Annotated in this window: 17 protein-coding genes; 14 read left to right on the top strand and 3 right to left on the bottom strand. The window is 35.8% G+C overall.

Annotated features, from left to right (window positions below; all coding sequences use genetic code 11):
- Positions 1–25: 25 nt before the first annotated feature.
- The 6 genes from murQ (at position 26) to NLJ82_RS04475 (ending at position 5019) form a co-directional block, all read left to right on the top strand.
- A complete protein-coding gene (gene murQ / locus NLJ82_RS04450; RefSeq protein WP_000892365.1) occupies positions 26–910 on the top strand; it encodes an N-acetylmuramic acid 6-phosphate etherase in 885 nt (294 codons plus the stop codon).
- A 24-nt stretch (positions 911–934) separates the two neighbouring features.
- On the top strand, positions 935–2299 hold the full coding sequence (locus NLJ82_RS04455; RefSeq protein WP_000711316.1) for a PTS transporter subunit EIIC: 1365 nt from the start codon (positions 935–937) through the stop codon (positions 2297–2299).
- A 48-nt stretch (positions 2300–2347) separates the two neighbouring features.
- A complete protein-coding gene (locus tag NLJ82_RS04460; RefSeq protein ID WP_000580605.1) occupies positions 2348–3412 on the top strand; it encodes a DUF871 domain-containing protein in 1065 nt (354 codons plus the stop codon).
- A gap of 161 nt (positions 3413–3573) precedes the next feature.
- Positions 3574–3978, top strand: a complete 405-nt coding sequence (locus tag NLJ82_RS04465) for a DoxX family protein (protein WP_001077751.1) — start codon at positions 3574–3576, stop codon at positions 3976–3978.
- A 154-nt stretch (positions 3979–4132) separates the two neighbouring features.
- Positions 4133–4534, top strand: a complete 402-nt coding sequence (locus NLJ82_RS04470; protein ID WP_000045923.1) for a nuclear transport factor 2 family protein — start codon at positions 4133–4135, stop codon at positions 4532–4534.
- On the top strand, positions 4534–5019 hold the full coding sequence (locus NLJ82_RS04475) for a PRK06770 family protein (protein ID WP_000897971.1): 486 nt from the start codon (positions 4534–4536) through the stop codon (positions 5017–5019). The genes NLJ82_RS04470 and NLJ82_RS04475 overlap by 1 nt, the downstream gene beginning before the upstream one ends.
- A 34-nt stretch (positions 5020–5053) precedes the next feature.
- Here NLJ82_RS04475 and NLJ82_RS04480 read toward each other — a convergent pair whose 3' ends face one another.
- Entirely contained in the window at positions 5054–5965 is a 912-nt protein-coding gene (locus NLJ82_RS04480) for a DMT family transporter (protein ID WP_001146277.1), read from the bottom strand.
- Between the two features lie 205 nt (positions 5966–6170).
- Here NLJ82_RS04480 and NLJ82_RS04485 point away from each other — a divergent pair, with 205 nt between their 5' ends.
- From NLJ82_RS04485 to NLJ82_RS04510, 6 genes are all read left to right on the top strand, one after another.
- Positions 6171–6665, top strand: coding sequence for an Lrp/AsnC family transcriptional regulator (locus NLJ82_RS04485; RefSeq protein WP_000446103.1), 495 nt, complete (start codon positions 6171–6173; stop codon positions 6663–6665).
- A gap of 128 nt (positions 6666–6793) precedes the next feature.
- Positions 6794–7249 carry an N-acetyltransferase gene (locus tag NLJ82_RS04490; protein ID WP_000686672.1) on the top strand — a complete coding sequence of 152 codons (456 nt, stop codon included), beginning with the start codon at positions 6794–6796 and terminating at the stop codon, positions 7247–7249.
- A 353-nt stretch (positions 7250–7602) separates the two neighbouring features.
- Positions 7603–7947, top strand: coding sequence for a DMT family transporter (locus NLJ82_RS04495; protein WP_000796021.1), 345 nt, complete (start codon positions 7603–7605; stop codon positions 7945–7947).
- A gap of 2 nt (positions 7948–7949) precedes the next feature.
- Positions 7950–8264, top strand: a complete 315-nt coding sequence (locus tag NLJ82_RS04500; RefSeq protein ID WP_000539674.1) for a DMT family transporter — start codon at positions 7950–7952, stop codon at positions 8262–8264.
- 152 nt (positions 8265–8416) lie between these two features.
- On the top strand, positions 8417–8995 hold the full coding sequence (locus NLJ82_RS04505) for a TetR/AcrR family transcriptional regulator (protein WP_001993037.1): 579 nt from the start codon (positions 8417–8419) through the stop codon (positions 8993–8995).
- A 212-nt stretch (positions 8996–9207) separates the two neighbouring features.
- A complete protein-coding gene (locus NLJ82_RS04510; protein ID WP_000742940.1) occupies positions 9208–10410 on the top strand; it encodes an MFS transporter in 1203 nt (400 codons plus the stop codon).
- A 33-nt stretch (positions 10411–10443) separates the two neighbouring features.
- Here NLJ82_RS04510 and NLJ82_RS04515 read toward each other — a convergent pair whose 3' ends face one another.
- A complete protein-coding gene (locus NLJ82_RS04515; protein WP_001059469.1) occupies positions 10444–10782 on the bottom strand; it encodes a winged helix-turn-helix transcriptional regulator in 339 nt (112 codons plus the stop codon).
- Positions 10783–10950: 168 nt separating this feature from the next.
- On the opposite strand from NLJ82_RS04515, the gene NLJ82_RS04520 reads away from it, so the two are divergent.
- Positions 10951–11490: an ester cyclase gene (locus tag NLJ82_RS04520; RefSeq protein ID WP_000538346.1), complete on the top strand. Its 540-nt coding sequence runs from the start codon at positions 10951–10953 to the stop codon at positions 11488–11490.
- A gap of 19 nt (positions 11491–11509) precedes the next feature.
- Complete coding sequence (locus tag NLJ82_RS04525; RefSeq protein WP_000789166.1) at positions 11510–12058, top strand: NAD(P)H-dependent oxidoreductase; 549 nt, start codon at positions 11510–11512, stop codon at positions 12056–12058.
- A 72-nt stretch (positions 12059–12130) separates the two neighbouring features.
- Here the strand turns inward: NLJ82_RS04525 and NLJ82_RS04530 are convergent, their stop codons facing one another.
- Complete coding sequence (locus NLJ82_RS04530) at positions 12131–13891, bottom strand: SgrR family transcriptional regulator (RefSeq protein WP_000569515.1); 1761 nt, start codon at positions 13889–13891, stop codon at positions 12131–12133.
- Between the last annotated feature and the right edge of the window lie 77 nt (positions 13892–13968).

Genomic DNA, 13968 nt, shown 5'->3' on the forward strand with positions numbered 1-13968 from the left:
ATTAAATTTCAAAGTAGGTGGGAATATGTTAGAAAATTTATCGACAGAACATCGCAATGAGAAGACGATGAATTTAGATGAGATGAGCATAAAAGAAGTTTTGCAAAGTATGAATGAAGAAGATCGAACTGTTGCATTAGCAGTTGAAAATGAAATAGAGCAGATTGAAAAAGTTGTGCAGACTGTTATTAAATCTTTCGAAGAAGAGGGCCGATTAATTTACATTGGGGCTGGTACGAGTGGCCGTTTAGGTATTTTGGACGCAGTGGAATGTCCGCCGACATTTGGCACAGACGATAAAATGGTGCAAGGATTTATAGCAGGTGGATTGAAAGCGTTTACTAAAGCGGTAGAAGGTGCAGAAGATCGCGAAGAATTAGCAGAAGAAGATTTAAAAAGTATTGGATTAAATGAGAAAGATACAGTGATTGGAATTGCAGCAAGTGGTCGAACTCCTTATGTTATTGGTGGCTTGAAGTACGCGAATAGCGTAGGAGCGAGTACAGCTAGTATCTCCTGTAATAAAAATGCTGAAATAAGTAAATATGCAAAACTAAACGTGGAAGTAGAAACAGGCGCAGAAATTTTAACAGGATCAACGCGTTTGAAAGCTGGTACAGCGCAAAAACTAGTGCTCAATATGATTTCAACAGCATCTATGATTGGTGTAGGGAAAGTATATAAAAACTTGATGGTAGATGTTCAATCTACAAATGAAAAGTTAATAGAACGATCAAAACGAATTATTGTGGAAGCAACAGGTGTTAGTTATGAAGTAGCGGCAGAGCATTATGAAAAAGCAGAACGTAACGTGAAAGCTGCGATTGTTATGGTGTTATTGCAGTGTGAGTATGGGGAAGCACTGGAGAAACTAAAAGAAGCGAAAGGGTTTGTGAAGAAGGCACTATAAAATAATAGGGAGGGGGATTCTATTATGAAGAAAGAAGAGAGAATGGCCAGAGAAATTTCAGAGCAACTTGGGGGAGTAAAAAATATTCGTGGCATTGCTCATTGTATGACGAGACTACGATTAACGCTTCATGATGAAAGTAAAGTGAACATGGACTTTTTGAAAAAGGTTGAAGGGGTTATGGGCGTTATTGAAGATGAGACGCTTCAAGTTGTCGTTGGTCCGGGAACGGTAAATAAAGTAGCAGCAGAGATGGAAGGTTTAACGGGACTGCGAATTGGTGAGGTGGCAGATCATCACCTTGAAGATCTTGGGCAAGAGATGAAGTCAGAGATTAAGAAGAAAAATAATACACCGGTGAAAAACTTCTTAAGAAAAATAGGAAGTATTTTCATTCCGTTAATTCCGGGTCTTGTTGCGTCAGGTATTATAAACGGGGTTGCTAACTTTGCGAAAAACGCAGGCGCTGATCCGAATGCAACATGGCTACAAATGTTACTACTTATTGGCGGCGGTATCTTTACATTCTTAGGCATTTTAGTCGGTTGGAATACAGCGAAAGAGTTTGGCGGGACACCAGTTCTTGGGGCAATTGCTGGTATTTTAATTTTCAATCCGGCGATGGCGAACGTAAAGTTATTTGGTGAAGCGCTCGTACCCGGACGGGGCGGATTGTTTGCAGTTATTTTTGCAGCGTGGCTTATGGTTGTAGTGGAAAGACAAGTTCGAAAAGCTGTACCAAATGCAGTTGATATTATCGTGACACCACTCATTACTGTGTTAGTCGTAAGTATCGTAACGATGTTAGCAATTCAGCCGGTAGCAGGTTTCTTATCTGAAGGAATTACAAACGGAATTAATGGCATTTTAAATATTGGCGGCGCGTTTGCAGGAGCAGTGCTTGCCGGAACATTTTTACCGCTCGTTATGGTCGGATTACATCACGGTTTAACACCGATTCACATGGAGTTTATTAATCAAACGCACGTAACGCCTTTATTACCAGTACTAGCAATGGCTGGAGCTGGGCAAGTAGGAGCTGCGATCGCCATCTATGTGAAAACAAAAAACAAACGACTTCGTAACGTAATTAAAGGTGCATTACCAGTTGGCTTTTTAGGAATTGGCGAACCGTTATTATACGGGGTTACATTACCACTTGGGAAACCGTTTCTTACAGCTTGTTTAGGGGCAGCTGTCGGCGGTGCATTCCAAGCAGTTATGAAAACAGCCGCACTTGGAATTGGCGTATCAGGATTATCATTAATTCCGTTAATTGCTGATAATAAATATTTATTATATTTCCTTGGATTAGTCGTTGCATATACTTTCGGATTCATCTTTACGTACTTCTTCGGATTTAAAGAAGAAATGGCAGAAAACATATAGAGAAAGGGATTCCTTTCTCTTTTTCTATTTATAGAAAGGGAGATTCATATGATTGGAGTTTCAATTTACCTTGCAAAAGAACGAGTAAAGAAGCAAGAAGAGTGGCTAAAAGTAGCGAAGGAAAACGGGTTTTCATCTATTTTTACATCATTGCACATTCCTGAAGATGACCCTGGTACGTATAAAGAGCTAATTCAAATACTTGGGAAACAAGCTCTTGAAAATGACATGGAATTAATGGTCGATGTTTCTCCAAAATCGTTACACCATTTAGGGATGACGTATGAAAATGTGGAGGATCTACTGGACTGGGGCATTACAGGCTTAAGAATGGACTACGGCATTGCGCCAAAAGAAATCGCACGCGTATCTCACAAGATGAAAGTAGCTTTAAATGCGAGCACGATTACAGATTCATTTTGGAAAGGGTTAATCATAGAAAATATAAAGGTAGAGAATGTAGAAGCGTGGCATAATTTTTACCCGCGCCCAGAAACAGGACTAGCAAAGTCCTTTTTACAAAAACAAAACGAATATTTACATGCGTGCGGAATAAAAACAATGGCATTTATTCCAGGGGATGGGGAGAAACGGGGCCCGTTATATGAAGGATTACCAACGTTAGAAAAGCACCGCAATATGCGCCCGCTTGAAGCGTATTTAGAACTTGTAAAAGATTGTGGTGTCGATAAGGTGTTAATCGGGGATATAAGCGGAAGTCTAGAAAGTGTACAAGAGATAGCGAGTGCGGGTAGAGGGATTATTCCGCTGCGGTACAAATCGTTTATAACTGATAAAGAAGTATTAAAAATAGTGGAACGAGTGCATACAAATAGGCTGGATCCAGCCCGTGATGTCATTCGGTCTGTAGAATCACGAGAAGAACATAAAGTGATTTTACAGCCGATGCATACGATTACAAGAAAGAAAGGCAGCATTACAATTGATAATGAATTGTACGGTAGATATGCAGGAGAGATGCAAGTTGCTATACATGATTTGCCTGCAGATGAGAAAGTGAACGTTGTTGGCATGGTTGTAGAAGAGGATATTTCTTTATTGCCGTATGTTGGCGCTGGAAAAATGTTTCAAATTTCTTGTGTAATAGAGTAAAAGCCTGAATTAGCGCTATTTTGTAAGAAAACATTATCCGTAAAACGGATAATGTTTTTTTGTTTTCTTTAAAAAAGTATTTGACGAATGAAATGAAATACCGTATTGTTTTGACTTGTAAATAAAAGTTCACCCTAACAAAACAAAAAGGAGAGAAAAAAATGAATCAATATATTGGGAATTTAATTATTCGTATCGTGTTAGGAGTAACGTTCTTTGCACATGGTTTAGCGAAGTTTCAATCAGGTATCGATAACGTAGCAGGCTGGTTTACAAGCATTGGCTTACCAGGTGGTCTTGCATATGGCGTAGCAACAGTTGAATTAGTTGGTGGTATATTATTAATTATCGGTTTAGGCGTAAGATATGTAGGATTGTTATTCGCTCTTATTTTAGCTGGAGCTATCGTAAAGGTAAATGGAGCAGCAGGTTTATTAGGAGATGGAAAGAATCCAGGATATGAATTAGACCTTGCATTATTATCAATGGGTGCGTATTTATTCGTTGTAAAAGCAGAAGGATATGTAGATCGTTTCTTAAAAGAGAAAGTAATGAAAACGAAGTAGATTTTATTTATAAATTGTTGACTTAAAGGATTATTGTAACTATAATGATTACAACTTGTGGATTAAGAATAAAACAATTTAATATTTTTTTACACAAGATGTAACTACACGTGTTACATCTTGTGTAAAAATAAATAAAACGGGAGGAAGTAACATGTCTAAATCAAATTTAGAAATGATTCGAAGTACATATGAAGGATCAGCTTCTTCAAATGCAAAACATTTAGCAGAAGCACTTTCTGAAAAAATTGAATGGACAGAGGCAGAAGGGTTCCCGTATGGGGGAACTTATATCGGTGTAGAAGCAATAATGGAAAATGTATTTAGCCGATTAGGATCAGAATGGGATGATTATAAAGCAAGTGTAAATACGTATCATGAAGTAAGTGAAAAAGATGTAATTATTGCTGAAGGTATGTATTCAGGAGTTTATAAAGAAACGGGAAAATCATTTGAAGCAGAATTTGTTCATGTATGGCAACTTGAGGACGGAAAAATTGTGAAGTTTAAGCAATATGTAGATAGTCATCTTGTTAGAGAAGCGATGAAGAGTTAATGCTTTTTAAATGGGGCGTAGGTATATGCATTACAATTATAATAATTTTCTCGTCTATAGTTGGCGGAAAGAAATTGCTTGCATATGTGGAAAAAGAAAATAAAAATATTCAAACCCAGCAAGTGGCAAACGAAAAAGAGAAGAAAGTTGCAGAAGAATCTCCGCAAGTTAGTGAAGGTGAAATTATTTCTACTATGCACAAAATGGTACACCAAAAGGTAAAATCCTCTGAAAAATGGGGATTTGTAGAAATGACAAACAAGGAAATTTCTAATGTGAAAAGAGATATTGAAAATAGCACAGGTTTTCAATATAAAATGAAGTTATTTTCTATTATAAATAGATGGGAAAAAGGAGATTTTTCTCAAACTGTTGAGGAGCATAACTTTTTATGGAGCCTTCAAGGTGGAGATACTGGCAAGGCGACGGAACGTTTATCGCCAGAAGAGGAAAAGCAGTATATAAAAGAAATGAAGAGAAAATAAAAACATCGCCAACCCAGATGACGATGTTTTTTCATTAAGAATGTTTTCGCATTAAAGGTCTAACAGGCTGAACGGCAACTGTTTTGAAATGAGAAAATAAATAACATCCTGTCACAACGATCATTGTCCCTAAAATTTGAATCCACGTTAATTCTTCTCCGAGGAAAAGGAATGCTAAAATAGCTGTGAAAATGGGATTGAAGTTTAGAAAAATGCCGGATGTAGTTGCTCCTAATTTTTGTACGCCAACATTCCAAAATACCATACAAAGAACTGTGGAAATGAGTCCTGTATATAAAAGTGATGTTATAAAAGAAGTGTTGATATTTGTAACAGTGAAGCTCCCAATGTTAAATGGCAGTAATAAAATAACGCCGAAAATACCAGAGTAAAGCGTCGCCATAAGCGGTGTCGTTGTTTTTGTTGCCCATTTACTACAAACAGAATAGATTCCCCAAATGCAAACAGCCGCAATCATCCATAAGTCACCGCTATTAAAATGTAATGAAAATAAAAGTGCAAAGTTACCTTTTAATAGGACAAGAATAACCCCAAAGAATGAAAGAATCATGGATAGAATTTGAAGTGTATTTACTTTTTCTTTTAGAAATAAGACAGAAAATAGTGCAATAGAAATCGCGTTTAATGTAGAAATAAGCCCTACATTTGTTGCGGATGTTTTTTCTAATGCTAAAAATTGAAAGATGTTAAAAAGAGCAACCCCTGAAATTCCCATCAATATTAACGGAAGTATCGCCGCGCGTGGTGGAATGATTTTTTTTTCTTTAAACCATACCATTGGTAATAAACAAACAATCGCAATCATCCATCTTAAACTTGTAAGTGTCATTGGAGATGCGTGATCAACAAGTGATTTTCCAACGACAAAGTTTCCTCCCCATAATAAGCTCGTTAGTAATAGTAAAAAGACATAAAAATAAGGCATATTAAAATCCCCTTTGTTGTAATCAATGTGAATTGTAAATAATTTTAGCATTTTTCTTTATTGTGTAATATATTCTTTTGTATAATGGATAAAAATCGATAAAATGTTTTGTTATGAATGATATTTAAAGAAAGATGTTCAGTTTTATATAAGTTATAAGGTGTTTTTTCGAATAATCATCGGTAAGAAATAAGGGGGAATTATAATGGAGTCGTCTGTTATTAAAGTGTTGGATGATTTAGATGTACAAATTTTAGATATATTACAGAAGGAGTCACAAGTAAGTAATGCAGAGCTTGCGCGACGTGTTAATTTATCACCAGCTGCGATGCATGCGAGAATAAAAAGATTAGATGGAGAAGGATTCATTGATAAGCAAGTAGCCATTTTAAACCAAGAAAAGCTTGGTTTTGATTTGTTATGCTTCATTTTTATGAGTACGAATATTCATCAATCGGATAAACTTGAAGTGTTGGAAAAAGAATTAGAAGCGATGCCTGAAGTGTTAGAATGTCACTGCTTAACAGGAGAATATGATTATTTATTAAAGGTCGCAAATCGTGATCGTAAAGAATTAGAGCAGTTTATTAGAAAGCTGAATAAGCTTGGTATTACAAAGATACAGACGAGTTTAGCACTTCGTGAAATTAAATATTCGACGGTATTACCGATACGAAATGAGGAACCGAGCATCGATTAGATTGCTTGGTTTTTTGTTTGTATAAAGTGATTGACGAGAAGAAAAGAGAGATGTATTATTATATAAAATTATGTATTAAAATTCATTTAGAGTTATAAATATTAATATCGGTGGCAAGGGGATAGCATATGAAAATCTGTAATGCGGTTACGAGTGATGTGAAAGAAATTTATAGTCTCATTGAAGTTTATGCAAAAGAGGGAGTGGTTTTACCGCGTTCTCTTTTGTCTCTCTATCAATATTTACAATGTTTATATGTTATGAAAGAAGAGGGAGAAATCGTTGGAGTTGCTGGTTTACATGTGTTAGGAGAGGATCTTGCAGAAGTACGATCGTTAGTCGTTTCGCATACATATGCAGGGAAAGGGATCGGACGTATGTTAGTAAACCATGTAATAAATGAGGCGGCGAAAATAAAAGTGAGTAGAGTTATTTCTTTAACATATGAAACGGAATTTTTTCAAAAGTGCGGGTTTGATTTTGTGAATAGAGATGCATTACCTGAGAAAGTGTGGATTGATTGTAGACATTGTCCGAAGGTTGATTATTGTGATGAGGTGGCGATGATTCGGTATGTTGGGTGAAATAAATGTAAAGAAGAGCAGCTAGCAAAAGCTAACTGCTCTATTTAAGGGATCTCTCCAAGGGGGAGTGGAGAAAATATTATGTTACTAGCAGTATTGACAGATTATTAGGAAATATACAAATCGGATGAAAGAAATTTTAAATAAACTTTCGGCATTGACAGTTTTTACAATATTCATGTACAATACACATGAATGACATTCAGTCATTTTCTGAGGCAGGATGTCATTTGCTTGGAAATGTAACAAATACAATAGTAAATGAGGATGATAGTTGTTTATATAGTAGTAATGAAAGATCATATTTTTTTAAAACAAAAATGACTGATAGTCAGTCATAAGAGGTGAGAGGTATGAAAAATAGAGCTTGGTTATATGTCATATTAACATGTATCTTTGAAATTTTTTGGGTGTTTGGTTTTAATACAGCCAATACTTGGTGGCATTGGATTATTATTTTAGGCGTTATCGCTGTTGATTTTCACTTCCTTTCTAAAGCGTGTGAACATCTTGCAACAGGGACTGTATATGCTGTTTTCGCCGGAGCTGGTACGGTAGGTACTTTCTTAATGGATGTATTCCTTTTCGGCGGGAGTTTCAGTGTAGGAAAATTATTCTTTATCGTGATGGTTGTAGCTGGCGTTATCGGTTTAAAGCTAGCTGATAATAAAGAAGATACTATGGAAGGAGCTGCTTAAAGATGGGTTGGTTTTTCGTATTTTGTGCTGCAATTAGTGAAATAGTCGGTGTGATCGGTCTGAAAATGTATAGTAAAGATAAAACGTTAGCAAATGGTGCACTTTATATAGGTGGGTTTGCTACATCCTTCGCATTCTTGTATACATCTTTCTTATTTTTACAAGTAAGTGTCGCGTATGCAGTTTGGATTGGTATCGGAACAGCAGGTGCCGTTTTATTAAACATGTTCTTGTTTGGTGAGTCGAAAAGTAAAGCACGTATCATTAGTGTGGCTCTTATTGTATGTGGAGTGACAGGGTTAAAGGCTCTTTCTTAAAGGTACTTGGCATTTTTATCTCCTAATTTTTTGTTAGGAGATTTTATTATGAAAAAAATGATTTCCTCGCAAAGTTCACTATCATTGACAGTACAATCGATTATCTTATAAAATGAGTGACAGTCATTCAATACGCGTTTGAAAGGGTTTAGATGATGAATAAAAAAGAGAAAATTGTCTATGCAGCTATTGAAGTGTTTCAGGAAAAGGGCGTTGAAAAAACGAAGATTTCTGATATCGTGAAATTGGCTGGCATTGCACAAGGAACTTTCTATTTATATTTTCCTTCTAAGTTATCTGTTATGCCTGCAATAGCAGAAGTGATGGTTGAAAAGATGATACTTGCAGTGAAAGAAAAAGTGCAAAATGATGCGCCTTTTTCAAGTAAAGTGACGCAAGTAATAGATGCGGTGTTTCACTTTATAGCGGAATATCGTGAAATACAAGCTTTAATGTATGCTGGTCTTGCATCTACAGAACATATAAAAGAATGGGAAGCTGTGTATGAGCCTCTTTATATGTGGTTAAGCGAGTTTTTAAGTGCGGCGAAAGAAGCTGGTGAAATTCGTGATTCGGTTCACGCGGAGCGAACAGCGAAGTTATTTATCGCTCTTGTTGAATCAGCAGCGGAACAAGTGTATTTATATGATCATAAAGATGATGAGCAAGTTGAGCTACAAAAGGCAGAAGTACTAGATTTTTTAACACATGCACTACATATAAAGAAATAGTGGGATGAACCTGTCTGAGAAGGTAGGTTCATTTTTGAGGAAAACTGAATGATAGTCATTCACCTAATGAGTATGTATGTGTGGAAGGATACAGTGAAATTCTAACGAGTAGGGGCATTTCTACTCATGATTAGCCCACAAATAGCAGGATAAAGAAAAAGCTTCTTGGGTATTATTTTTTTGAGGGGAGCTTACGGGAAGAGGTGTTGAAAGTGAAGAAACCGATAAAAGAACAAAAGATGGTACTGGTCATTCTTTTGAGTAATATATTTATCGCTTTTTTAGGGATTGGATTAATCATTCCGGTTATGCCGTCCTTTATGAATGATATGGGTTTAACAGGTAAGACGATGGGATATCTCGTTGCAGTGTTTGCAATGGCTCAGCTTATTGCTTCACCTATTACAGGCCGGTGGGTCGACCTTTATGGTAGGAAGAAAATGATAATCATTGGATTATTTATTTTTGGTGTTTCAGAGCTTCTGTTTGGATTAGGAACAGATGTATGGATGCTCTATGCAGCGAGGGTGTTAGGCGGAATTAGTGCTGCGTTTATTATGCCTGGTGTTACGGCATATGTTGCGGATATTACATCTATACAGGAACGTCCAAAGGCGATGGGATATTTATCTGCTGCTATTAGTACCGGCTTTATTATAGGACCTGGAATCGGCGGATTTATTGCAGAATACGGTATACGTGTGCCGTTTTTCGTTGCAGCAGTAATTGCCTTTGTAGCATGTGTGATCTCGATCTTTATTTTAAAAGAACCGTTAACGAAAGAAGAGCTTGCAGAGATTTCTTCTAATACGAAAGAATCAAGCTTTATTGGTGATTTAAAGAAATCATTACATCCAATGTATGCAATCGCATTTATTATCGTATTTGTACTTGCGTTCGGTTTATCGGCATATGAAACGGTGTTCAGTCTGTTTTCTGATCATAAGTTTGGATTCACACCGAAAGATATTGCGGCAATTATTACAATTAGTTCAATCTTTGGGGTAGTTGTGCAAGTATTTATGTTTGGAAAATTAGTTGATATATTCGGTGAAAAAGTGTTAATTCAAATCTGTTTAATTGTAGGTGCAGTATTAGCGTTCGTTTCAACTGTAGTCTTTAATTATTGGATTGTACTTCTCGTTACGTGCTTTATTTTCCTTGCATTTGATTTGCTTCGCCCAGCTTTAACGACGTTTTTATCAAAAGCAGCTGGAAAAGAGCAAGGATTCGTTGCTGGTATGAACTCGACTTATACGAGTTTAGGAAATATCGCAGGACCAGCAATGGGCGGAATATTATTTGATATGAATATTCATTATCCATATGCATTTTCAGGAATTGTTTTAATAGTTGGTCTCGCTATTACATTTATGTGGAGAGAAAAACAGCTAGCTGAAAGTTTTGCGAAGTAATCAAACCCCTTACAACGGTAAGGGGTTTTTGTTTTATAAACTTAATCCAAATCGTTTTAATTCAATAAAAATCCTCTCTAATTGCTTTCCTTTATCCGTTAATGTGTACTCTACACGAGGCGGAACTTCTGGATATACTTTTCTCGTTATAATGCCTTGAGACTCTAATTCTTTTAGTCGAAGCGATAATGTTTTCGGGCTAATCCCGTCCATTGATTTTTGTAAATCACTAAAGCGTAATGTTCCTTCGATAAGAAGGTCGCGAATGATTAAAAACGTCCATTTTGTACGAATTACATCAAGCGTTTTAGCGATGGGACAAGGTATGCCAGGTAAACCTTTCGTTAATTCAACTGGATCTATATTGTTCATGGAACTAGCCTCCATAAAATTTTTTGAATGAATTTGCTTTATAGTATCACAAAACTATACTTTTGGTAACTATATGAAAAAAATATCACTACTTCTATAAAGGAAGTTAGTGCATATACAATAGCAATATGAAATACAAAGGGTTTAGATGAGGGGGAGGTGATTTTCATGGGGGTAAAAAAGTTGTTTGGATTTCTTAGTTTGTTTGTTATTTGTATTGTGCTTGTAGCATGTGGCGTGGAGGGAAAAACTGAAGTACAGTTATTAAAAGAAATGCCAAAGGCAAAAACAATGACAATCGATCCTTCACTAAGTAAAATGGAAGCGACCGAAATGGTTCATGCAGCGCAGCGTTTTTATGCATTTTGGGATACAGGTAAAGAGGAGCTTCTTTCGCAGACTGTTACGAAAGATTTTTTCGATAATACGTTGCCAAAAGGGCGACCACAAGGCATTGAAGGGTTAAAGTTTGCAGCACAAAATTTTCGTAAAGTTGTGCCTGATATACATTGCAAGATTGAAGACTTATTGGTTGTTGGTGATAAAGTAACAGCTCGTCTTTCTTTTGCAGGAACGCATAACGGTAAAAATATTAGCTTTTCTGCAATAGATATTTTGCATGTGAAAGACGGAAAGATTACGGAAGACTGGCATTTAGAAGATAATCTTACGTTGAAACAGCAACTTGGGTTAATAAACGAGGAATAGAGTAGGGGAGAGAAAAACGATGAAAAATATATTTATTATAAATGGACATGAAAAATACGGTACAAAGGAAGGACGATTAAATAAAACATTAGTGGATCATATGGTGACGGTATTAAGCGAGAACCATCAAGTGAAAACAACAACGATTCAAGATGGATACAATATAAAGGAAGAACAAGATAAATTTTTATGGGCTGATGTTGTGATTTATCAAACACCGATTTATTGGTTTAGTGTTCCAGGATTATTTAAAACGTATATGGATGAAGTATATGAATACGGTTTGTTCTTTAAAGGTGCAGATGAATACGGAACAGGTGGTTTATTAACAGAGAAAGAGTACATGTTCTCTACAACTTGGAATGCACCTGAAAATTCATTTGGAGATAAGACGAAGTTCTTTGAAGGGGAAAGTCTAGAATCAACGCTTAGTCATTTACACCGCGTGCAGAAGTTTCTTGGGATGAGTCCGTTAAAGAGTTTTGCTTGTTATGATGTGGTGAAGAATCCGGATATTGAACAATATTTATTGAACTTGAAAGATCACTTAGATGAAGTAATTAAATAATAGTTTATATTTGTATGTGAAGAAGGTACTACTATGGATGTAGTACCTTCTCCTTTTATAATGAATCGCATTTTAAGACATGGATGACTGTATCCATAACTTCGCAAAATTTGCCCAACCGAATGAATCAATTGTTAGGTTTTTTAAAGAAGAAGGGTATGTCTTTCTTTTTAAAACGTGATAGTTAAATAAAATGATGTGTTCTGTTTGTAAAAATTCTTCGATCTCATACATGAGCTCGTAGCGCTTTTCTTTATTTTCTTCTAATAAAAATGTATCTAACAAACAGTTAATTTGTTTTTCATAGTGCGGGTCCATGAACCGGTTTACAAAGCAACTTTTATTTTTAAATACATTTAAAAATGCAAGTTCATGATCGGCAGCAAACACTTCTCCCATGAAAATAATATCGGCATGTTGATCGATAGAACGGTTCATATAATCTGAAACGAGAAATGGGTGAAGCTCTACTTGTATACCTAAACTTTCACATCGTTCTTTTAAGAAATATGCATCATTTGCACTATCTTTAAATGCGAAGAAGTAAATATGTATCGTCTCTCCGTTATAAGTGCTCTTTTTTAAATACTCTTTCGCTTTTTCTAAAGAGTAAGACCTTTTAGAAGCTTGGCGACTTCTTTCAGGGAAAAAGCTTGATGCAGCAATTGTTCGTCTACCCTCTATGCTACGAAGTATCGTTTCAACATCATATAGTTCTCTCCAAGCCTTTCGAAAGTAAATGTCGTGATGGGGACCAGGTTTTGTAAAGTTGAAGCCAGCATAAATACAACCTATTTCTTCTATTTGTATATCATGCCTTTCATTTTCTTCTTCATTTGGTAGTTCATAATCAGCATCGATTTGCACATGATCAGGAATACTCCAAAATTCAATACGGTCTAATAAAGCGCGCTCTTTAAAATAATGAGAGAATGCTTCGAGTACGATATTATCTTCAGAGTAATGAGAAAGTTTGAAAGGTCCAGTACCTATATAATGGTGATTTTGAATAACTGCATCACGCGGCAAAATTGCTAGTTGTATGGAACTTACATAGTGTAAGAAAAATAAATTTGGTTTTGCTAAATGAAATCGAATTTGCAGTGGTGATGGTGTTTCAATTTGAACAATTTCTGCTGTTAACCATTCGAAAGGAGAGTGAACTTCCTTTAGTCTTTCAAATGAAAATTGTACATCTTTAGAAGTTAAAACTGTTTCGTTATGAAAATGAATGTCCTTTCGTAAATAAAAAGTCCACGTCAGCCCGTCTTCACTTAATTCCCACGTATGCGCAATGTGTGGTTCCATTTTTTCCGTAACATCGTTATAAACGACTAACGTATCAAAAATTTGATTCGTAAGATGGCTCTCTGTAGTTACAGCCACAAAAGCCGGATCTAAGGGGAATATCTTTCTCGATATAGGAATTTTTAATATGTCGTACATATCATTTGAAGGTTCGTATCCAAAATGATGATGTAGTTTATTTTCTATCTTTTTTTGAAGTGCAAGGGGTAGGGGTTCTTTTAAAAGAAGAAAGATATCTTTTAATTTTTCTTGCGCTAACAGTTCATCTGTATAGGACTCAATCGCTTCTACGAAATTATGTATAAATAGAATTTCTGTTTTATTTCCGCGTCCTCGCCCTGGAGTCCAGCTAATTAATTGTTCCTCACTCATTTTCTTTAATAAAATCTTTACGTTTTTCGTACTGCAATATAAAACATCTGCTAATTCTTGTAAGCTATTTCGCATATGTTGTTGATCTTGTGCATGTAGTCTTAGTCTAATGTAATAGTCCATAATTTTCATATATACACTTCCTTCTATCATAAAAGGGGAAACTCTTTAGAATATTCTAACCTTTTTCTTCCTTTTTTTCAAAGTAAAATAAGTAAGCGTAAGGAGGG

This window comes from Bacillus paranthracis, from assembly GCF_024296885.1.
In the GTDB taxonomy this organism is placed as follows: domain Bacteria; phylum Bacillota; class Bacilli; order Bacillales; family Bacillaceae_G; genus Bacillus_A; species Bacillus_A paranthracis.

What these genes read in the sequence shown, in the direction of transcription:
- NLJ82_RS04470 (WP_000045923.1), top strand. Translation starts at nt 4,133, where the DNA reads ATGTCTAAATCAAATTTAGAAATGATTCGAAGTACATATGAAGGATCA.
- murQ (WP_000892365.1), top strand. Translation starts at nt 26, where the DNA reads ATGTTAGAAAATTTATCGACAGAACATCGCAATGAGAAGACGATGAAT.
- NLJ82_RS04485 (WP_000446103.1), top strand. Translation starts at nt 6,171, where the DNA reads ATGGAGTCGTCTGTTATTAAAGTGTTGGATGATTTAGATGTACAAATT.
- NLJ82_RS04465 (WP_001077751.1), top strand. Translation starts at nt 3,574, where the DNA reads ATGAATCAATATATTGGGAATTTAATTATTCGTATCGTGTTAGGAGTA.
- NLJ82_RS04530 (WP_000569515.1), bottom strand. Translation starts at nt 13,891, where the DNA reads ATGATAGAAGGAAGTGTATATATGAAAATTATGGACTATTACATTAGA.
- NLJ82_RS04455 (WP_000711316.1), top strand. Translation starts at nt 935, where the DNA reads ATGAAGAAAGAAGAGAGAATGGCCAGAGAAATTTCAGAGCAACTTGGG.
- NLJ82_RS04460 (WP_000580605.1), top strand. Translation starts at nt 2,348, where the DNA reads ATGATTGGAGTTTCAATTTACCTTGCAAAAGAACGAGTAAAGAAGCAA.
- NLJ82_RS04520 (WP_000538346.1), top strand. Translation starts at nt 10,951, where the DNA reads ATGGGGGTAAAAAAGTTGTTTGGATTTCTTAGTTTGTTTGTTATTTGT.
- NLJ82_RS04490 (WP_000686672.1), top strand. Translation starts at nt 6,794, where the DNA reads ATGAAAATCTGTAATGCGGTTACGAGTGATGTGAAAGAAATTTATAGT.
- NLJ82_RS04525 (WP_000789166.1), top strand. Translation starts at nt 11,510, where the DNA reads ATGAAAAATATATTTATTATAAATGGACATGAAAAATACGGTACAAAG.
- NLJ82_RS04505 (WP_001993037.1), top strand. Translation starts at nt 8,417, where the DNA reads ATGATGAATAAAAAAGAGAAAATTGTCTATGCAGCTATTGAAGTGTTT.
- NLJ82_RS04515 (WP_001059469.1), bottom strand. Translation starts at nt 10,782, where the DNA reads ATGAACAATATAGATCCAGTTGAATTAACGAAAGGTTTACCTGGCATA.
- NLJ82_RS04495 (WP_000796021.1), top strand. Translation starts at nt 7,603, where the DNA reads ATGAAAAATAGAGCTTGGTTATATGTCATATTAACATGTATCTTTGAA.
- NLJ82_RS04475 (WP_000897971.1), top strand. Translation starts at nt 4,534, where the DNA reads ATGCTTTTTAAATGGGGCGTAGGTATATGCATTACAATTATAATAATT.
- NLJ82_RS04500 (WP_000539674.1), top strand. Translation starts at nt 7,950, where the DNA reads ATGGGTTGGTTTTTCGTATTTTGTGCTGCAATTAGTGAAATAGTCGGT.
- NLJ82_RS04480 (WP_001146277.1), bottom strand. Translation starts at nt 5,965, where the DNA reads ATGCCTTATTTTTATGTCTTTTTACTATTACTAACGAGCTTATTATGG.